The following is a 20,053-nucleotide window of genomic DNA, read 5'->3' as shown; positions in this document are numbered from 1 at the left end:
CGGAAATCTCACCGCCTGTCATCACAAAGGTAGATGCCTGGTTGTTAACACTACCGCCACTAAATGATCCTGTTATATTTCCTGAAATTTTACCAGCATATAGGTTAGTTGAACACTCCGCCGCCGTTTGTAGCCGTATTGTTAAAAATTGTGCCACCGTTCATAGTGAAAGAATTGGTAGCACCGAACACATACACACCACCGCCATTTCAGTTGTCTGCGCTGGCTGTATTGCCGGAGATTTCACCATTGTTCATCATACAAACAGCGTTGCCGTTCATGTATATGCCGCCGCCGTTATTAGCCATACAGTTCGCAATCAGAACATCCCGCATGCTTATCGTACATATGGCTGTATCGCCGCCAACCGAAAGGCCTCCGCCGTTGCCCGCGACGCCCAGATCCGCTTCTTACGCAATTAATAATTGAGCAGCCATCCAGAATCAATTGTCCGCCCGAGCTTAAAAAGCCGAATTGATGGTCAGCTTCTTCTGATCACCACAGAACTGGTGAACAGAAGGTCGTTTGTTATATTAAGGTTTAAAACGTCGCCGTCATTGGCGTTTTCTATGGCGTTCATTAATTCCGCAAAGGTAGTAATATCAATATCTTCCGACCTGGGTACGGGCGTATCGTTTAAAGAAATCATAAAAAATAACCTCCTTATAGTTGGTAAATCTAAACATATATTAATATCCGTATGACATTATATACGTTTGTTTCCGCGTGGGTGCCTCTGACAAGATATCAGGTGAATCGATAAAAAGCAGGCGTGTTACGCACAGAGCTTACCGGTAACACGCCCCCTCAACTTATGCCATCGCTCTTTGCCGACTTCCTTCCCCTTGTTTTCGGGCTGCTTGTATCGGCGTATTGAATTTCTTCACGTTGAGTGCCCGGATTGCGTTGATAATGGCAATGACGGATACTCCAACATCAGCAAATACTGCTCCCCACATGGTTGTAATGCCAAGTGCTCCCAGAACCAGCACAATTCCCTTGACACCCAGAGCAAAAATGATGTTTTGTTTGACGATACGGAGCGTCTTTTTGCTTATCTTCATCACGGTGGCGATTTTGGATGGCTCATCGGTCATGATCACAACATCCGCAGCTTCGATCGCCGCGTCGGAACCCAATCCCCCCATGGCTATGCCGATATCGGCGCGAGCAAGAACGGGTGCGTCATTGATGCCGTCACCGACAAAAGCCAGTTTTCCGTTGGGACTTTTCCCCTTCATTAATTCTTCCATTCGTTCAACTTTATCCGCGGGCAACAGCTCAGTATAAGCTTTGTCTAATTTGAGCGTTGCAGCAACCTTTTGCCCTACGGCATCGGCATCGCCGGTCAGCATAACGGTCTGCTTGATTCCTGCCGATCTCAAAGCCGCGATAGCGCGCGCAGCGTCCTCCTTAATTTCATCCTCAATGAGGATATATCCCATATACTCCTTGTTTACAGCCAGATGAACTACGGTACCTACAAGATTCTTTTCTTTGTAGGTGATGCGTTCACGTTTCATGAGTTTGGCGTTGCCTGCCAACACGACCTTGCCATCGATCACGGATTTCACACCATGACCGGCGATTTCTTCGATATCTTTGACGCGAGAGGAATCAATGGTTCTACCAAATGCCTTCTTGATACTTTGTGCGATAGGATGGTTGGAATAATCCTCCGCATAGGCTGCCAATTCCAACAACTCCTGACCGGTCATTTTGTCGGAATGCATCTCACTGACGGCGAAACTGCCTTTTGTCAGTGTACCGGTTTTATCAAACACGACCATCTCTGTTTTGGCCAGAGCCTCAAGATAGTTGCTTCCCTTCACTAGAACGCCGGATTTGGACGCCCCGCCGATTCCACCAAAAAAGCTGAGCGGTACCGAAATAACCAAAGCACAGGGACAGGAAATGACAAGGAAAGTCAGCGCTCTTTCAATCCACATGCCGAATGACTGACCTGTGATAAGCGGTGGAATGATGGCCAAAATAACCGCCGCGAAAACAACGATCGGGGTATAGTATCGAGCGAATTTTGTGATAAAGTTTTCACTCTTGCTCTTTTTGTCGGAAGAATTCTCCACCAGCTCCAGTATTTTCGCTACCGTGGACTGGCCGTATTCTTTGTTCACTTGAATGGTCAGTTTACCGGTTTGGTTGATGCAGCCGCTAATCACATTTTCCCCGGCGTGTACTTCCCGCGGAACAGACTCTCCCGTAAGAGCTGATGTATCGATTGCGGAGAAACCGTCTGTAACAACACCGTCCAGAGGGATACGCTCGCCAGGCTTCACCACAACGATTTCATTAACCTGTACTTCTTCCGGGTCGACCTGTATCAATTCCCCATTTCTTAGCACATTGGCATAGTCGGGACGAATATCCATCAGTTCGGATATGGACCTGCGGGATTTGGAAACGGCATAGGATTGAAACAGTTCGCCGACCTGATAAAACAGCATAACGGCGATACCTTCCGAATACTCGCCAAGACAGAATGCCCCGATCGTGGCCACTGACATCAAAAAGTTCTCGTCGAAGACCTGTCCCCGAGAAATATTTCTTATCGCTTTCCAGATGATGTCTCCTCCAACGATGAGATATGTGGCGAGATATAGCAGAAATTCAGCGATGCCCTCTAACTTCAGCAGTAGTGCCGCTACGAAACCAACAGATGCAATCAGGATACGCACCAACTGTTTTATTTCCTTTTTTGACATGTCTCTATCCTCCTCCTATTTGAAAAAGCAGCGGCTGTATCATCACAACCACTGCTGACTCAAATAGCGCAATTTGAATGTGGCTAACCATGTTCAATCGTTATAGACCAAATCGAGAAACTTGCATCTATCTGCTAAGCCTCAATGGATACATCCGGTTCAAGTTTTTTTATAACCTTCTTGGACTCCTCAAGAATGGCGTTAAATTTATCATCCGGAGCCTCGAGAATCATCCTCTGCCCCATAAAGTTAACTTTAACCTCGGTCACATCAGCCAGCTTGCGAATACCATTTTCGATCTTCGCCGCACAATTCGCACAATCCAGGTTACTCAGTTTATAAGTTTTTTTCATGAAAAACTACTCCCTTCAAATATCGAACTTTTTTTATTACAATCAAACCATATAACAATCAAATGATCGTTTGATTGATTAAAAGTATACTCTCTCCAATGTTTTTTTCAATAAAATTTGGAAAGTGAATCTGTTTGGGCTAAAAATTCGACGGTTTGGAATAATTTTTAGCGATGAAACCCAAGACTCTAGGAAATTGTCTATTTGAATTCGTATATATTAAGATGGGGAAATAGAAATAACAATCGGAGGAGAAACCAACCTATGGGAGCATCTGCTTTTTCACATTTTAGTACAGGCACGATTGTAGAACGGAGCCTTGACCACATCGTTTACCAGCTGGATCCTAAGCATGGGCAAGGTACTGCCTCGGTTTATGCTGTAATGCCTGGTGTTGAAGTGATTAGCTTAAACTTTCATGCGAGCCGTTTTATACCAACACTTCACTCCAAACGTAACATGCTGGAACTCAATCACTGTCAAGAAGGACGAGCCGAGTGTAAAATGAAGGACGGGTGCCTGCAATATATAGGCGAAGGTGATTTGTTCATGAACACAATGAGCAACCACAGTGATTGTATTGAACTTCCATTGGGCTTCTATAAAGGGATAAATATTACGATTGATTTGGAAAAGTTAGCAGAACAGTTAGCGGATTATTTGCCCGATCTTTCCATTGATGTTCAAGGAATGGCTCCTCGTTTTTTTGTAAACGATGAGTGCTTTTTTATACAGGCCAAGGAAGAGATTCAGCATATCTTCTGTGGGATGTACTCGGTTCCTATAGAGGCCAGAAGCACTTATTTCCGGCTTAAAGTATTAGAAATTTTAATATATCTTCATTATTTTGATATAGCCAGCGAGAAACAAAAGACGATTTATGCCCGACAGCAAGTTGATATTATCAAGCAGATTCAAAAGAAAATGACGGAAGATTTTGAACGAAGATTTACAATTGAGGAACTAGCACAGCAATACTGTATCAGTCCTACTGTACTAAAGACTACTTTCAAAGGAGTATACGGCGTTTCCATTGCGGCATATATGAAAGAATATCGGATCAGGCAGGCTGCTTCCATGTTACATAAGACTTCAAAAAGCATCGGGGATATTGCCTTGTCGGTGGGGTACAAAAGTCAGAGTAAATTCGGGGCTGCTTTTAAAGAGATTTATGAAATGAGTCCTCTTGAATATCGCAATAAAATCAAATCAGATTAATAAACTTCCGTTGAATATTGGTAACAGCATCGATAAAACTTAAAAAGCCGCTAAAATAGCGGCTTTCCATGGCACCATGTTCTTGCCCCTCGACAATAGACTTAAAACTCTTCTAAAACCTTGGATTTGTCACCATGAACCTTATCCAGATGATCCTCTCCCCAATAGCATAAATGGTCTAACGCGGGCTTTAACCCCCAGCCGTAGGCCGTTAACTCATATTCCACTTTAGGTGGGATCTCTTTATAAACCTTTCTTGCAACAATCTCATCCTTTTCCAGACCTCTTAGTTGAGTGGTCAGCATTTTTTGCGTAATGCCGGGTATTAACCGTCGAAGCTCAGACGTCCGTTTCCGTCCTGTCATCAAATGATAAATGATTAAAGGCTTCCATTTCCCCCCCATTACTTCTAATGCCGCCTCCACTCCAACTTTATACTTCTTTTGAACGTTATTTTCCCTACTTTCATTCATCTCTTATTCCTCCGTTGAAAGGCTGTGTTTTTTGCTAGGAACATAAGATTCATTCATTTCAGTCCGTTATTCAGGTAAGTTTCTAGGGCACTTCCATGTTTCTATGGCACCTGTATCATCCTATAGAACTTGAAAGTGCGTACTTCCAGATTATTGCGGTGTATCCAATTCCAAGGTTGAATTTTTATACGAGACTTTGGATTCCAATCCCAAGCATTATGAGATGCTGCTTAACCAAGCTCATCACTTAGGGTTGAATTATGCCAAGGAGCAGTGAGCTTTAAGTTAAGTTCTCCTTTACGGCAATCCGTACAAGTTCTTGTCCTTGCCAGCTTTATCAGAGATGAGTTCCTAACTATATCGATTGACGCAAAATAATGTGGTAAGGAATCTCTACCTTATCCTTTGATTTCTCAATTGTAAGATCAAAGGCCTGTTCACCGACTTTTACCAATTGATGATCAACCGTAGACAGATGTAACCCCATTCCAACAGGCTGGTTCTCTTGGCCAATGATCGCCAGATCCTCTGGCACCCTCAGTTGTATGCTGTTAGCATACTGATAAATACCTGTCGCAACCTCATCGCCGTTCGCATAAACAGCGGTTGGTCTAAGATCCATATTAAGTAGTTGTTGTGCTGCTCTTACCCCGTCATCCATGCTGTAGCAATCCGTGATATGGTATGCTGGCGGCAGATCACCAAATATATACTGATACGCTTTTATTGTCAGCTGTGTACTATTACTCTCTTCTCCTCTTGCTGTCGTAAAAGCAACTCGTGAATGCCCTTTATCCTTTAAGAGTTGAAACGTGTCTACATAAGATGCGTATCGATCCATGTAAGCACAGCCAATCTCCGGATGATCCGTAAACTCGCACGCGACGATCGTCCCATACTTGGTATATGGCATAATGGCATCCCAAGTGTTCGAACGAGAGGTAATGATAATTCCATCCAGTTGTTTATTTTTCAGCATATTTAAGCAGCTAAGCTCTTTTTCCGGATCATACTTTGTAGGGAGCACCATCACGGAATAATCACGTTCAACCGATCGATTAAGTACACCATGAAGCAGTTGATCAAAGGCTTGATTGTTGTTGTACGGCATGATCACACCGATACTTCTTGTTTCCTTACGAATTAAATCGACAGCTAAGCGATTTGGCGTATAGTCCATTTCATCAATCACACGCTGCACAGCTGCACGCTTCGATTCAGATACATAAGGATGTTGATTCAGCACCCTTGATACGGTTGATACGGATACTCCTGCACGCTTTGCGATATCATTAATATTTGCCATTGTCACCTTCTCCTATATCTCACACTTCATACACTAGTCTTACACCAAATCAGCATGTAAAACAACAATCAGCTTCCCACAAGTATAATCACACTAATGAGGAGCTTATTTACATAAGGAGACCTATTTCTTTCTGACGTGACAATCTCAGTTGTATCATCAACAGTTTTGATAGAAGCCGCGATTACCACCTGCCTATATGTTGACTTCAATAAGGCATTATTTACTCTAAACTTAACACTATAAGGGTAACCGTTTTTATTAATTGACGGAAATTCGCCAGGGTCGATTCAATTATCGTATTTCCGCCTACGATTTGTATACGGGAAACTCCCGGGATATGTGCAGCACCGTTTCCTTACCTACTAGGATTCCCTTTCTAATGAACGATCCATTGATCTAAACCTAATATTCATCTGTGTATCTTGGCAAAATTGGTTTTTGGCGCTGCCTTATTATTTTTGTATATAGTAATTGACATTGTTCAAAGTATGCTTTTATACTGTTAAATGAAACTTGAATATCTTACCTAAAACCTATTTGGGATGATGTGGACTTTTCTGGAGAGCAATCTCTCTATTTTCGCCACACAAAGGCCGTACGGTCATTTGTGTGGCTTTTTTGCGTTCATCTAAGGAGGATAATGACTTTATGAAATTATGGCACTATGCATTGATCGTTTTTTTAGGAGGCTGCAGTTATGGAGTTTTGTCCACTTTTGTTAAATTGGCATATGCAGCAGGTTTCACCGTGTCCGCAGTAACCGGAGGACAGTATCTCTTCGGCGTTGTGCTTACTTGGCTTGCAGTGTTATTTACTAAAAAGAAAAAACTGACTCGAATACAAACTTCAAGGCTTATCTTATCTGGAGTTCCATTCGGGTTAACGGGCATATTTTATTATCAAGCCTTACAAACTTTAAACGCCTCTCTTGCTATCGTTTTTTTGTTCCAATTTGTATGGATCGGAGCTTTGTTGGAGTGGGTATTCCAAAAGAAAAAACCGACCAAGACGAAACTTTTTTCCATCGCATTGCTACTGGTTGGTTCCGTGTTGGCTGCCAATATCCTATTTCAGGAACCCTTAGCGTTGTCATGGCAGGGAAGCCTTTGGGGAATGCTTGCGGCATTATCCTTTTCCACATTCGTTTTTTTGAGCGGGACGGTTGAAAAGGAGACCCCTCCTATTTTAAAAAGCGCTCTTCTTTCCACGGGAGGCGCATTGACCGTATTTATCGTATTTCCGCCAACGTTTTTGTTTGACTTGGATGTACTTATGGGAATCATTCCTTATGGATTAGCTCTGGGCATATTCGGCGGCGTCCTTCCTCCCCTTCTGTATTCGATTGGAATGCCGCATGTTGGTTCGGGATTGGGAACCATTCTTACGTCATCCGAATTGCCGGTCGTCATTACCATGTCCTCTTTAGTGCTGGGAGAAGTCATAAGCTGGCCTCAGTGGATAGGAGTGATCATTATCCTATACGGGATTGTTAACAGTAACATTCGATTTGATATTTGGAACAAAAAATCTATAAGTAGAGCAGACAACCATTATGTAAGCTAAATGTTTGCGTCCAAAAAGCCCGCTAACCAAATGTGATAGGCTCCTTTTCAAGTTGACAGCGTATATAAATATGAATCCCTCAGTTCAATTGAATAGAACTGAGGGATTTTACTCTTTTTGCGTGTCACGCCACTTGATCAAAGTGGTTATTTTGTATCATAAACGACTTAATGTAGTTCATTAATATCGCAACCCATACGTGCATAGTTAAGAGATGGCTGCATCAATTGTATCCTGCAAATATACCACAGCCCCTGCCAAGTTTGCCGCCATTTTGTAAAAATGCTTTCGCTGCACGCTGTAAACTCGTTTCCTCACCATATTCGGATTATCAGAACACGCATTCCGTTGCGGTCAACGGACGCTTAAGCAATTCCCATCCGGTTCTGGCGGATATAAACGAGGCCAGCTCCGAGCCCATGCGGTAATGCGTCTGATAGCCGGGATGATACCGGCCGCCCCATCCTTCCACCTCTGGATGAATCAACCCCAGATCAACCACGAATACCTTTGCGTTTCCGCTTCTATTGAAATAGGACACGACCTTATTCACGCTGGCAAGATAGTTGTTATTCATGGTTCCAACACAGCAAAAGACATAGGGGTCGTCATATTTTTGTAGGATAACCTGAATGAATTCAATATAAGCGGCAATATACTCCTCATCATCAATCGGCGTAGAATAATCGTTCTGGCCCAGATTAATGACGACTCCATCAGGGATATACCGGGAAAAGTCCCATGGCGCCGTCTCTTTGCCGAGCGTCCCGGAAAAATGCTCCGGCAATCCTTGCCTATTCCCTATCGCATCTTGCCAAACGCCAATTCCGCATATGGCCATCGTATGATATTCCGCGTTCAACATTCTGGCGCTGATCCCGGCATAGGACATGTATCCGTCGTCTAGATGCGGCGCTTCAGCGAGCACATGCGGATGGCCGATCCCTGCTCCATCTGTGATGGAATCCCCAAAATATTCAAGCCGGACAGGTTTTGCCGCGGGTGGGGCAAGGAAGCTTCCACCGTCAGGCAGAGAAAAATGATGAAATGCTATACTTCCGGTGAGGATCCCCGTTCGCTTGTGGATCTCTAAAGTGTGTTTACCCTCCGGCAGCCCCTGTTCGATTATATATTCATGAACCCCCTTCTTCAAATTGATCCAATTGCGGGCGACACCGTCCACTACGATTTCAACATAATCCTGGCCGTCGGAATCCTCAGCCGTCATCGAGATGGTCGTACCTCGGAAAGCAACAAAAACCGCGCTGTTGACCCATCCGCATTTCGGCTTCTCTCTCTCGGTTAGATCAAATCTCCCCATGAGCCTGGCATATTTGGTAAAGTTAAACTCCAACATAAATCCCCCTTCAACTTTTGCATAGACTAACGGAATCCTCACAACGCATAATAAAGTATACTTTATTATATTGTTAACTGTATTTATATTATCAATTGATATACTTTTAGTCAATTACAAAGCAATGAAATCTCCTTGTTTGTAAGCATAAATATGCATGGAATTCAAGATAACAGTCTTGATTTCAACGCATTAATAAAGTATACTTTTATAAAATCGTATAAAGTGCCGCAATCAAGCACCAGTCTGTAAAAGAGGAGAATTTTTTGTGAATGAGCCGAAGTACATGACGGTAAAACAGTCGCTGCTGCATCAGATTCAAGCCGGCAAGCTTCGACCTGGCGATAAACTGCCGACTGAAGTAGAACTTATGAAACAATTTCATGTAAGCGGAATAACGATTCGAAAAGCGATGACAGAACTGGCCAACGAGGGCGTAATTACCAGAATCAAAAGAAAGGGCTCTTTTGTCAATGGAGCTCAAGCCGCGGACCATTCGAGTCACTTGATCGCGTTCATTTTATCGGCGGAGGACAATTACGATGTATCGTATATGAAGATCATCAAGGGCGCGCAGCAAGTGGCAGCCGATTTCAATTACTCCTTAATCGTAGAATGGAGCAACGAAAATTTGGCCGTTGAACAAGCATCCATTCAGAAAATGTTGGACCGGAAAGTTGACGGCTTTTTGATTTATCCGTTCGATCCGATCCGGAGCAAGGATAACTACCTATTCATCGAACAAAACAACATCCCCTATCTATTGGTAGACCGGTACAATGTGGATCATCCCAGCTATTTTTCCGGATGCAACAATTACGACGGGGCGATCCTGGCTACCCGGGAGCTGATCCGTCTGAAGCATACCAAAATAAAGTTTGCAAGCTATCACTTCTTTCTTCATTCCGAGCAGGAGCGGTTTGACGGCTATTGCAGCGCTATGCGTCAGGCAGGGTTTCCGGTAACCGACGATAACTTGCTGACTCGTGTGGACTATGACGCACTAGCCGACAGTATTTTGAAGCGGAATGTTACTGCTTTGTTTTGCTGCAATGACAAACTTGCCATCGAAATGATCGAGAAGCTAACGGACCGCGGCATTAGAATTCCGCAGGATGTTTCCATTATGGGATTCGACGATTGGGACCATTCCAGCAACCTGTCGATCGGATTGTCTACCGTCCGGCAAGATTTCGAGGAAATCGGCAGAAATGCTGCGAATTTACTTCACCAAGTTATTCAAGGCAAAAGCCATGGAGGCAGCACAAAAATATTGTCAGGTGTTACTTTGGTGATCCGGGAGTCTACATGCGAGAACCCTTACGCCTAACGTTGTCAGTTTAAATAGATCATTGAAAGGAAGGAATGCGTTATGAAATTCGACTTTGCGGCTTCCAGTCTCAGACACGGGCTCTTTCATCAAGAGCGGGATGGCATCTCCTGTTTTCTTCCCGGCAGCGCGATAACCGTGCGCTTTCATGGACGGGAAATAACGGCCGAGATCGAGGATGTCCGCGGTGAAGGGAAAAGCTGGCTTAACGTCTATATCGACGATCTTCCGGTAAGGGTGATGAGAATCGATCCGGATAACCGGCTGTACCAGCTTGCGGATGACCTTGAAGACGTGCCCCATACCTTAACGCTGCAGAAGCGTACGGAAGCGGCATTCGGCAGCATTAAATTTACCGATTTGACGATAGAGAACGGAGCTTTTTTGAGCCCGCCAGCCCCTCTTCCCTACCGGCTGCTCATCATCGGCGATTCGATCACGTGCGGCTTCGGCAACGAAGCGCAGATTCCCTGCGACTGCGATGCTTCACGAGAAAATATCGCGCTTGCTTACAGCTCGCTGACCGGTCAACTTTTGCATGCCGAAACTTTGATCGTGGGCGCATCCGGTACGGGATGCTATCAGAATTTCGGCGGTGGCAAGGAAGGCCGCATGTCGGATTATTTCATGGAAACCATCTGTCCTGATCTCGATCAAGAAGCCATGGATCCGTTTCATCCTGACATGATTGTCATTAATCTCGGAACCAATGATTGGTCCGCGCCCATCGAGCCTGCGGATTATCTTGAACAATATCGCAAATTGACGGGTTTTATTCGCGATAGATATCCATCCGCCCCATTATTCTGCGCAATCGGTCCGATGACGCTGGATCCCGCTCCCCATTTAAAGGATCTCATCGAAAGCCTTAACGAAGAAGGCGACGACAACATTCATTTCGTGGAATTCCCGCTCATCAAACGGCCGGAAGACGGCATGGGAGGCTGTGGGCACCCTTCCATCAAGAAGCATCGGCAAATGGCCGAACAATTGGTCGGGACAATCCGTCAGGTTTGTTCCCTTTCCCCCCTTCCCCGGCAGCCAGCCGCTAGAACAGAATGACCTGCAAAAAGCCGCTTCCTATACGAAGCGGTCCGATCTTATCAAGGACGACTTCGCCAAATATCAATAAATGCCTCGTAATCACTTTCGTTAAATATTGCGTCTCGATGCAGAAAGAAACGGACTAGCGTAATGCTAGTCCGTTTCTGTTTGTTCATTATTCGCCATTTTGAGCTGCTTTCGCTCGACATGGGCCGCTCCCCATTGATGTAAGGATTCCAAAATCGGAGACAGGCTCTTGCCGTATTCCGTGATGGATTATTCCACTTTCGGCGGGATTTGCAGGCTGACCGCTTCCTATACAAAGCGGTCCTATTTTTGCGGGTCGCTGTTCTCGATAGACAGCAACACTTTTACTTTGCCAAGAAGGCATCGACCTGATTCTGCAGCTCAGTCTGAATTTGCTTGAGCACCGCTTCGCCTTCCGTTTTGAATCTGGCGAAGTATTCGTCTGGATCAAGCGCGCCGTTAAATAATCCGCTATAATATTTGGCTTGAATGGTCGCGAACTGGGCCACTTCGTTCTTCACCGGAGTCGGATCGAAAGTGAAGCCGGTCATGATATCCTTCGTGAAGTTGTCGGCTTGCGTAATGAATTGACTGTACTCTCGGGTCTCTTCGTCGATACCGGCCCACTCCCGCTCTAACGCAGGATTCAACATGAGCTGGAACGAGACGATGCCGCCATCGTTGTTCAGCGTGTCGTATTGATGCTCGCCGACCGATTTCCAGTTCACGCCTTCGATGCCGTGCTCCAACAAATCATAATTCTCCTGCCGGTTCGCCCAATCAAGGAACATCATTGCACGGTCTTTATGTTTGCTCGTCTTTACAATACAAATGAAATTATCCATCTTAAAATTGGATAGGTTCTTTCCAGGGGTCAGATCGAATAGACGAACGGCTTCCAGCTCTCCATCAGACACGACCTGCTTCAACTGATCGTTGTACGTTTTGGGAATGCCAAAGGCCATTTGGGGCGTGGCCGCGACTTTGTTCTGGAGCTGCATGTCCCCCGGACTGCTTTTATTCGTCAAGACGTCCTGCGACATGACTTTGTCTACGAACAACTTGCGGACATCCTGGATGCCGGACCAGATCTTAGGTTCCTGGGTTTCAAAGAGGTTGTAGACCTTGCCATCGTTGCCCTTGTAATACAGCATCAAGCTGGCTCCAGCAAAATTCGTTGGACGAATGTTGACACTGGTATCGTCCCGGATCAGCCAGTTAACCCAACTGTAGGTGACGTCATCCGCGCCGGCGAGGAGCGGAGTGATTCCGGAGTTACTGTCGCGAACGGCGTAGAGATAAGCTTTTAGATCCTCATACGTCTTTACGGGCGGCAAGTTGAACTGCTCCCTCAGATCCTTTCGGATGAAGACCGATCTCTGTTGGGTATAGGCGCTTCCCAAGGGAACGCCGTAGATGCTTCCGTTAATTTTGTTAGCGTCCCACATTTGTTGCGGCCTCGTCTTTTTCACATTGGGGCCGTATTGGTCCAGCAGTTCGCTTAATTCTTCGTAATAGCCCTGGGAAGCCATCGTGTCCAGATGCAGCCACGGAGCATCAAACATCAAATCCACGCTCTCTCCCGAAGCCAGCATGACGTTGGTCTTCTGATTCAGATCGGCAAAGTCGACAAATGTAAATTTAACCTGCGTATTGATTTCGGCTTTTAATCGCTTGTTGACTTCGGCCAGCACCTCGTCATAGTTAGCCCCCTTAGCCCCCGGAATGACAACCTCCAAAGTGACCGGTTCAAGGGCAGAATCGCCGGTTTCCCCGGAATCGCCCGGCGCGGAGGCATCCCCGCCGGATCCGGAGCAGCCGGACAACGCGATGGCTAGTCCGAGCATCACCGTCGTCAAGAACTTGCGTTTTGATTTGGCCATGTAAATGACTCCCTTCAAATAATCAACTTATGTATAATAAATGGCTGGGCCAATCTATATCGCGCTCAGCCATTTGCGTAGAACCCCAGCCTCAACCTTTCACCGAGCCGAGCGTTAGACCTTTGACGAAATATTTCTGAACCATTGGATAGACAAGTATAATCGGGCCGATTGTCAGGCATACCGTTGCCAACTTGACCCCTTCTGCCGGCGGTAGCGTCAGCACATTGCCGTGATTGAGCGACGTGAGCTGCATCTGCGACATGAGCTGCCGAAGAAGCAGCTGGAGCGGGTACATATCGCTGTTATCGATAAACAGAAGCGACAGCCACCAATCGTTCCAGTATTGCAGTGCGTAAAACAAGCTAATCGTCGCAATAACCGGCGTTGAGATCGGCCGGATAATTTTGAAGAAGATCGTCCACTCACCGGCCCCGTCCATGTTAGCCGATTCGTTCAGCTCATAAGGCAACGAGCGATAGAACGAGACTAAGATAAACGCAAAGAACGGATTCATGACGTAAGGGAGCACAAGCGCCCACAGCGTATCTTTCAGATGCAGCCATTGGACGACCAGAAGATAGAAGCCGACAAGCCCAGAGCCGAAGACCATCGGCACGTAGGTCAAAAATGAGAGGAAGCCGCCGTATCGGTTCTTCGGATGGGCCAGCACGTAAGCAAACAACATGGTGACGACGAGGCCGAGCACGGTTCCGATGGCCGTTACCGCAATGGTGATGCCATAGCTGGTAAACATTTGCTTGCCCTGAAGGAGGAAACGATACGACTCCAGCGTAAACTCATCCGGCCATATGGAGTATCCGTTCACGGCCAAGCTTCGGGTGCTGGAGAACGAATTGATGACCATCAGCCAAAAAGGAAACAAACAAACCAGTGCAAATAAAATCAAAAACAGTCCGAACAACAACACCGCCATTTTATCGGAGAACCCGTTTGTCCGTCGGACTCGTGGGGGCGGGATCAGAGCAACCGGACGATTCATATGAAATTCACCTCCCTTGCATTCCGCGGAATTAAAGTGCGTTTTCAAAAAAAACTCAGTTCAAGATTCGATGTCGAGTCCACCTCATGATTTGCTTCGTCATGGAAAGATGACATTTTGAACAACCTCTTAAAATAATCTGGAGTCTTTATCGATTTTCCGAACCAGCGCATTAAACGAAACGACAGCGATAAGCCCCATAATAGACTGATAGAACACGATAGCCGATGACATGCTAAAATTGCCAAGCTGCCTTAATGCCCGATAGGAATACGTATCGATGACATCGGTCGTCGGGAATAGAATCCCGTTGTCCCCGATAATTCCGTAGATCATACCGAAATCCCCGTAGAAGATCCGTCCAACTCCCAAGAGGACGAGAATGATGATTTGCGGCTTCAGCAAAGGCAGCGTAATGTATTTCATCTGCTGCAGCCTCGTGGCTCCGTCCAGGCGGGCACTCTCATAATAATCGGAGGAGAAACCGGTGATGGCAGCGAGCAGAATAATCGAGTAGTAACCGGCGCTCTTCCATATTCGCGTTAAGGTTAGAATAATCGGCCATACCCACGGGGTCTGGTACCAGTCGATGGCTTGAAGTCCGCTCATGCTCAGCACACGGTTAATCAGACCGTCCGTATTGTTGAATAGAATGAATGTCATATACCCTACGACGACCCAGGAAATGAAATATGGAAGGAAGACGACGGATTGGATCGTACGTTTAAACCATTTCAAGCGAATTTCATTCAAGAAGAGCGCAATGAGAAGCGCAAAAACCATCTCGAAAATAATGAACAGCGCATTTAAATAAACCGTATTGACCGTAACTTGAATCCAATCCCGATTGGAGAAAAAGAAGCGAAAGTTGTCCAGCCCCACCCAATCACTTCCCCATATGCCTTTGCTGATCTGAAAGTCCTTGAACGCTAACAGATGTCCGGACAGAGGAATATAGGAGAAGACAACGAGAAAGACGATTCCCGGTATCGCCATCGAATACAAGCCCCGGTTCTTCACAAGATCCCTAAACATTCTCAATTTATAGTATCCCTCCATTCGATCTGGTCTGTCCGATGTGGCCATATCCTGACAGTGTTAATTATGTACGGAAGGATGACTTTGGGATAGTCCTCATTGTGTCACAAGGAGTACTTAAACTTAAGGATTCTGAGCTCTTTGGGCTTCCGGTATTATCTTGATTCTACTTTTGTCAAAATGAGGACTTCACATGAAGGTCAGGATATGATTGAGTAAGGAGGTCCCGGTTCGTTTCTTCTATCGAACAGTTCCGTTATACCCTTAAACCGTCAATCCATCAGCAAGGGGTGCTGGCAATATATGAAGATCAAACCTATTTTACAGAAGACCTATTTTCGAACCTTTCTTTTACTGACCACCGTTCTGATCTGTTCCATTATTCCTTTCGTCTACTTGCTGTCTGCAGAATTCGCAAAATACACCATGCTGGAGGTGCGCAGCAATTCGCAGAACGAAGTCAACAACCTGGCTTCGAAGGCCGAAATGATTCTCGGCAATTTGAAAGCCTACGGGCTCAGCATGTACGCCGATCAGAATATTCAGAACTGGTTCTTCAATACAAACAAAGATCCGCTCATCGACCATGCTGCGCTCGTCGCCCAATCCAACTTCATGTCCACCGAACCGCTCATCCAGCGATCCTATCTGATTAATTTGAAGCACAATCTTGTCGTCGATTCCAAAGCCGGAATCGTCCGGAATGAATCCTTTGCCGACCCGAGCATGCTGGAGCGTGTGAAGTCATTCCACCCCCAATATTTGCGCTTCTTTAGTCATTCGCTGGATGGCTCGGACTCCCTGGCCCTTATTCTGCCCGCAACCCCCGAGAAGCCGTCTGACTTCTATCTCGTGCTGCTCGTTGACAAACCGCTGCTGTCGAAGCTTCTGTTCGGCCAAACGATCGCCTCGGAGCAAGACATTCGGATTCTCGACGAGGACGGACAACTTCTGCTAGGTGTGTCCAATCCCGCGCTGAGCAGACAGCTTTATCAAGCCAGCCAGGAGCAGCAGGACAGCGATTTTCAAGTTCGGCTCCCGCATCAGAGATGGTTCGTCAATACAGCCAAGCTGACTACTGAAAATTGGTCGGTATACTACTCGAACGAGTATCATATTTTGACTCGTCATATCTCCTTATTCCAGCACAAATTGATAACGTATACATTACTGCTGCTGGGGATCGTCTCCGCGTTGTTCTTCTGGAGTTCTCGCCGTTCCTTGCGTTCCATCACCTTTTTGTCGGAAAAGCTGAAAGGAAAGGTTGCATTCGCAAACTCCACGCCTGATGTCAAGCCGGATATCCAATGGATCAATGACGGCATCGATATGCTGCTGAACAATGTGGAACAGCTGCATGCATCCATGAGAAACCAATCCGAGCTCGTTCGAACGGAGCTTCTCGCCCAGTGGATGCTCCACGGGACGCCGGGTACCAAGAGCTACGAATATATTCAGACCAAGACCAAACTGGCCTCCTGTGAAGTTCTGTTTTTGGCCGTCCTTCGGATCGAAGCCTATACGGTCTTTTGCGAACGTTACGATTTCCCCTCCCGGAAATTGATTAAGTACGCCATACGCAATATTAGCGAAGAAGTGTTTGGTGCAGGTTCTTATGCGGCCGAAGGCTTGGATATGGGCGGCGACCACCTTATCCTGGTCATCGGAGGCCAAGAATTGGACGAGCTTCAGCTACAACGTCTTCTGGAGGAGACGCAGAATCAGGTGGCACGCATCCTGAACATTGATACAACCGCCGCAGTCAGCAATGCCTATGACCTCAGCACCAATATCCGAAACATATATGATCATATCTACGAATTGACGAAACTGCGATTTCTCAACGGAGAGAAGCAAATTTTTCTGGAGAGCGATTATGAAGAGTTTATGGCAGGGTATCCTTCTGCGTCTGAGGCGCTGGAGACAACCGAGATCATCAAGTCGATCCGTCGCGGCCGCCCGGACACCACCGTCGTCTTGCTGCGCCAGCAGATGAAACACGTTCAAGAGTTATCTTATCGCGATTGTAAGCTTAACCTGACCTACTTCACCTACGATCTGCTCAAAAATTTCAACAAGTCCAGCGTCTTGCGCGAGATCAGCAGCATCCATCAATTGCTGGAGCGGTACAGCACGCTGTCCGAGTTTCAAGCATGGCTCGAGAACATCGTCGCGATACTCGCGTCCGAGACCGAGGTTCCTAAATCTTCGAGCCGCAAGGAAGAGATCGTCTTGGAGATCAAAGAATACGTGGACAACCATCTGCAGGATGCGCAGTTGTCGATCGAGCAGGTTGCCGACAATTTTTCCTTCTCCGTGAGCTATATCCGGCAGTTATTCAAGGAGATCATGAACATGTCTCTGTCCGAGTACATTCTCCAGGAACGAATCGAGAGAGTGAAAGAGAAACTGACATCCAGCCAGCTCTCGGTGCTGGAGATCGCAGATCAATGCGGCTTCCTATCCAAAGGGCATTTTTTCTCCGCATTCAAGAAGTTCACGAATCTCACTCCGAAGCAGTATCGTGAAATCCACGGGGACTCCCTCTAGTTAAGATATCGCGCTTGCCAGCTTATTATGGAGAGGTTGCAGGCAAGGATGCGTTTCGCGAGAACAGGCTCAAATCCAAAAGGACCTTTCCGGCAAAGCACCTCAGTGCTTTCGGAAAGGTCCTTATTCAGTTATTAAAAATGGTCTGGCACTCTGGCGCTATTCACCGGTCGTTTCTAGAACCGGCTCAAGCCCCAGCTTCGGATTCGCCAAGTCGAGTTTATACATGATCTGATTGTAGTTATACCGTGGCGTTGGGACATGATTCGTGAATGTATTCGTATAGGTTCCTTCGAAGTAGATGACCCGGCCGCCGTCCTTGTTGAAGTATTCATGCTGGGCTACGTTATAAAAAGTATAGTCGTTATGCGTAACGATATGCTTGGCATTGGTCCAAGGACCTTGAGGCGATGGTGCTTCCGCGTACCAGACTTCCCCAAGTACCGATGTCTTGCCTTGTACCTGCTGCGCGATCATCACGTAACGCTGCCGATATTCATTCCATTCAATGGAACTTTGGGCGATTTGAACGTCTTCACCAGTATCGATATCCTTCAATTGATAATAACGCGGGTCGTCAGCTTTGATCAGCCCTAATTGGATCAGCTCTTTCTCTTGTTCTTGGTTGAGCGGCTGAGTATCCTTTTTCCAGCCCCATACGAGCTTGCCGTCCGCATCGCGTTCCAGCGACGTTTGAGCCCCGTTGTATGTCGTTCCCGGCGTCAGGCAAGTAAACGATTCGTATTGGGTATAGTCGATGATGGCGTCATAGCTGGCAGCAACCCGCAAATTCGGAATTCGGTGTTCGGTAAAGAGCCAGTATCCCTTACCACCCTCCTCGTAGTAGGTCGCCTGTCCGCCCGGATGGCGCCAGTCGTCTTTGGAAGGGAACTGGACGACCTGCTCGAACTCCTTCGTCGTGTCGTTAAAGGCAAGAATACCGAAGGCGGTGGGTTCAGGATTGTGCGTGCTGTAGCCAGCGAGCAGACGCTCCTGTCCGGCGCCGTCCTTGGCGGTCATCAGACCGAATACCCAGGCTATGCCTGCACCATCAGGCAGAGGCGGCACCAAACTTTTGACGAAACCGTCTTGATTCGTAAAATAGTCCAGATTCACACCGACATCCGGGTCCAGTCCCCCCTTACTCGGAAGCTTGGAAGTCGCACCCGTCACGCGGAAGTTCCCCAGCGGATAGGCCGGTCTGTCCGTATCGCCCCAGAACCAGTACAGTTTATTGTTGTACTCGATCGTCTGCACGGAATCCTGTCCCATGACCAAGCCGTTGATCAGCGGCTCCTGAATCGGCGCGCCCAAACCAAGTTGCGCGCTGTCGCGGTAAATGCCCTGACCTGTAATTCGGTACAGCCGTTCGGCGATGTTCACCCGGTTCATCTCAAGCGTAATCATGCCCCCAGGCACAATCTGTACGGCCTGCCCCCGGTTGCCGAACATGTCGGCAGGGATATCGTAACCGTGACTCGACAGGTGGAAGAAGACCGTCTGATCCATCAGGCCGGGCTCGTTGTATGCCACGATACCGGCACTGTCCGTGTAATACAGAACGTTGTTCGTCGTCTTCAGCTCGACAAGGGGAATGCCCCTGCCCGTCTCGGCATCAACGATCTTGATCATGAACGGCTGCTGAACCATTTTCTTTGCACTGCTCAAATTCTTCTCGGCGCTGCTTCCCGCCGCCTCCGCTGCGATCGCGGCGCCCGGCGCCGTCATGGTCATCAGCAGGATGCAAGCCCATATTCCCGCACGTTTCCACTGTTTTATTTTCACTTCTCTTACCTCCCTAACTTTTGGCGTTTAGAAGAAATCGTTGCGCTGACCCGGTACTGTCTTTCAAACCCTATTCCTACAGCCATGGTTACGAAATACCTCTGGATGCGTTTGGTCTATCGCGTCCAAGCGATCGAAGCGACGCTGAGCGGCATCCGCTTCTTCGTTGATGAACTCCTCACTAACCACCTCCTTTCAAGGCATGGAGAGCAATGTTCGAGATCGAGCAATAAGAAACGTCTATGGGACGCTCATTTTCAATGAAGCCTGACCACGTTTAGTAGAAGTTTTTCTTGAGATATGAGGAAGCCCCGACTCGAACTTATAATGTAAGCGAATACATTATTGTTTGCGAGTAACAGCCGCACAAGCTGCGCGGCTGTTCTCAGTGTAGAAA

14 protein-coding genes and 4 pseudogenes are annotated in these 20,053 nt (G+C 46.9%); 7 read left to right on the top strand and 11 right to left on the bottom strand.

Annotated elements, in window-relative coordinates; genetic code table 11:
• Positions 1-41 precede the first annotated feature (41 nt).
• Positions 42-422, top strand: a complete 381-nt coding sequence (locus ABEW73_RS31395; RefSeq protein ID WP_430168690.1) for a hypothetical protein — start codon at positions 42-44, stop codon at positions 420-422.
• Positions 423-481: 59 nt separating this feature from the next.
• On the opposite strand, the gene ABEW73_RS31390 is transcribed toward ABEW73_RS31395, so the two are convergent.
• Both ABEW73_RS31390 and ABEW73_RS31385 read right to left on the bottom strand, forming a co-directional pair.
• Positions 482-649, bottom strand: coding sequence for a hypothetical protein (locus ABEW73_RS31390; RefSeq protein WP_430168687.1), 168 nt, complete (start codon positions 647-649; stop codon positions 482-484).
• A 163-nt stretch (positions 650-812) separates the two neighbouring features.
• Positions 813-3,076, bottom strand: a pseudogene (locus tag ABEW73_RS31385) (heavy metal translocating P-type ATPase).
• Between the two features lie 264 nt (positions 3,077-3,340).
• Here ABEW73_RS31385 and ABEW73_RS31380 point away from each other — a divergent pair.
• Positions 3,341-4,294, top strand: a complete 954-nt coding sequence (locus ABEW73_RS31380) for a helix-turn-helix transcriptional regulator (protein WP_430168685.1) — start codon at positions 3,341-3,343, stop codon at positions 4,292-4,294.
• A 101-nt stretch (positions 4,295-4,395) separates the two neighbouring features.
• Here ABEW73_RS31380 and ABEW73_RS31375 read toward each other — a convergent pair whose 3' ends face one another.
• The gene (locus ABEW73_RS31375) at positions 4,396-4,767 is read right to left on the bottom strand and encodes a winged helix-turn-helix transcriptional regulator (protein ID WP_430168683.1); all 372 of its coding nucleotides are present in this window, start codon (positions 4,765-4,767) and stop codon (positions 4,396-4,398) included.
• A 142-nt stretch (positions 4,768-4,909) separates the two neighbouring features.
• On the opposite strand from ABEW73_RS31375, the pseudogene ABEW73_RS31370 reads away from it, so the two are divergent.
• A pseudogene (locus ABEW73_RS31370) lies at positions 4,910-5,044 on the top strand (NAD(P)H oxidoreductase); the annotation flags it as partial.
• A 78-nt stretch (positions 5,045-5,122) separates the two neighbouring features.
• Here the strand turns inward: ABEW73_RS31370 and ABEW73_RS31365 are convergent.
• Positions 5,123-6,073: a LacI family DNA-binding transcriptional regulator gene (locus ABEW73_RS31365; RefSeq protein ID WP_430168681.1), complete on the bottom strand. Its 951-nt coding sequence runs from the start codon at positions 6,071-6,073 to the stop codon at positions 5,123-5,125.
• Between the two features lie 651 nt (positions 6,074-6,724).
• On the opposite strand from ABEW73_RS31365, the gene ABEW73_RS31360 reads away from it, so the two are divergent.
• The gene (locus ABEW73_RS31360; RefSeq protein WP_430168677.1) at positions 6,725-7,639 is read left to right on the top strand and encodes an EamA family transporter; all 915 of its coding nucleotides are present in this window, start codon (positions 6,725-6,727) and stop codon (positions 7,637-7,639) included.
• A gap of 223 nt (positions 7,640-7,862) precedes the next feature.
• On the opposite strand, the pseudogene ABEW73_RS31355 reads toward ABEW73_RS31360, so the two are convergent.
• Both ABEW73_RS31355 and ABEW73_RS31350 read right to left on the bottom strand, forming a co-directional pair.
• Positions 7,863-7,952 (bottom strand): annotated as a pseudogene (locus ABEW73_RS31355) (hypothetical protein); the annotation flags it as partial.
• A gap of 18 nt (positions 7,953-7,970) precedes the next feature.
• Positions 7,971-8,996 (bottom strand): SGNH/GDSL hydrolase family protein, encoded by a 1,026-nt coding sequence (locus ABEW73_RS31350; protein WP_430168674.1) that lies wholly within the window; start codon positions 8,994-8,996, stop codon positions 7,971-7,973.
• Positions 8,997-9,264: 268 nt separating this feature from the next.
• On the opposite strand from ABEW73_RS31350, the gene ABEW73_RS31345 reads away from it, so the two are divergent.
• Together ABEW73_RS31345 and ABEW73_RS31340 are read left to right on the top strand one after the other, a co-directional pair.
• Positions 9,265-10,326, top strand: a complete 1,062-nt coding sequence (locus tag ABEW73_RS31345; RefSeq protein WP_430168671.1) for a GntR family transcriptional regulator — start codon at positions 9,265-9,267, stop codon at positions 10,324-10,326.
• Positions 10,327-10,368: 42 nt separating this feature from the next.
• Positions 10,369-11,388 (top strand): GDSL-type esterase/lipase family protein, encoded by a 1,020-nt coding sequence (locus ABEW73_RS31340; RefSeq protein WP_430168668.1) that lies wholly within the window; start codon positions 10,369-10,371, stop codon positions 11,386-11,388.
• Positions 11,389-11,523: 135 nt separating this feature from the next.
• Here ABEW73_RS31340 and ABEW73_RS31335 read toward each other — a convergent pair.
• The 4 genes and pseudogenes from ABEW73_RS31335 to ABEW73_RS31320 form a co-directional block, all read right to left on the bottom strand.
• Positions 11,524-11,670 (bottom strand): annotated as a pseudogene (locus tag ABEW73_RS31335) (winged helix-turn-helix transcriptional regulator); the annotation flags it as partial.
• A gap of 71 nt (positions 11,671-11,741) precedes the next feature.
• Positions 11,742-13,280 (bottom strand): extracellular solute-binding protein, encoded by a 1,539-nt coding sequence (locus tag ABEW73_RS31330; RefSeq protein WP_430168665.1) that lies wholly within the window; start codon positions 13,278-13,280, stop codon positions 11,742-11,744.
• 91 nt (positions 13,281-13,371) lie between these two features.
• A complete protein-coding gene (locus ABEW73_RS31325) occupies positions 13,372-14,283 on the bottom strand; it encodes a carbohydrate ABC transporter permease (RefSeq protein WP_430168662.1) in 912 nt (303 codons plus the stop codon).
• 129 nt (positions 14,284-14,412) lie between these two features.
• Positions 14,413-15,324, bottom strand: a complete 912-nt coding sequence (locus ABEW73_RS31320) for an ABC transporter permease (protein ID WP_430168659.1) — start codon at positions 15,322-15,324, stop codon at positions 14,413-14,415.
• A gap of 300 nt (positions 15,325-15,624) precedes the next feature.
• Between ABEW73_RS31320 and ABEW73_RS31315 the strand changes: the two genes are divergently transcribed.
• Positions 15,625-17,871: an AraC family transcriptional regulator gene (locus ABEW73_RS31315; RefSeq protein ID WP_430168656.1), complete on the top strand. Its 2,247-nt coding sequence runs from the start codon at positions 15,625-15,627 to the stop codon at positions 17,869-17,871.
• A gap of 159 nt (positions 17,872-18,030) precedes the next feature.
• Here the strand turns inward: ABEW73_RS31315 and ABEW73_RS31310 are convergent, their stop codons facing one another.
• Positions 18,031-19,656 (bottom strand): hypothetical protein, encoded by a 1,626-nt coding sequence (locus ABEW73_RS31310; protein WP_430168653.1) that lies wholly within the window; start codon positions 19,654-19,656, stop codon positions 18,031-18,033.
• Between the last annotated feature and the right edge of the window lie 397 nt (positions 19,657-20,053).

It is taken from the genome of Paenibacillus lautus, from assembly GCF_050482385.1.
GTDB classification, from domain to species: Bacteria; Bacillota; Bacilli; order Paenibacillales; family Paenibacillaceae; genus Paenibacillus_AQ; species Paenibacillus_AQ lautus_B.
This window is presented reverse-complemented; position numbering and strand designations above follow the sequence as displayed.

Coding starts and splice junctions, on each gene's coding strand:
- ABEW73_RS31390 (WP_430168687.1), bottom strand. CDS start 649: ATGATTTCTTTAAACGATACGCCCGTACCCAGGTCGGAAGATATTGAT.
- ABEW73_RS31380 (WP_430168685.1), top strand. CDS start 3,341: ATGGGAGCATCTGCTTTTTCACATTTTAGTACAGGCACGATTGTAGAA.
- ABEW73_RS31375 (WP_430168683.1), bottom strand. CDS start 4,767: ATGAATGAAAGTAGGGAAAATAACGTTCAAAAGAAGTATAAAGTTGGA.
- ABEW73_RS31365 (WP_430168681.1), bottom strand. CDS start 6,073: ATGGCAAATATTAATGATATCGCAAAGCGTGCAGGAGTATCCGTATCA.
- ABEW73_RS31360 (WP_430168677.1), top strand. CDS start 6,725: ATGAAATTATGGCACTATGCATTGATCGTTTTTTTAGGAGGCTGCAGT.
- ABEW73_RS31350 (WP_430168674.1), bottom strand. CDS start 8,996: ATGTTGGAGTTTAACTTTACCAAATATGCCAGGCTCATGGGGAGATTT.
- ABEW73_RS31340 (WP_430168668.1), top strand. CDS start 10,369: ATGAAATTCGACTTTGCGGCTTCCAGTCTCAGACACGGGCTCTTTCAT.
- ABEW73_RS31330 (WP_430168665.1), bottom strand. CDS start 13,280: ATGGCCAAATCAAAACGCAAGTTCTTGACGACGGTGATGCTCGGACTA.
- ABEW73_RS31325 (WP_430168662.1), bottom strand. CDS start 14,283: ATGAATCGTCCGGTTGCTCTGATCCCGCCCCCACGAGTCCGACGGACA.
- ABEW73_RS31315 (WP_430168656.1), top strand. CDS start 15,625: ATGAAGATCAAACCTATTTTACAGAAGACCTATTTTCGAACCTTTCTT.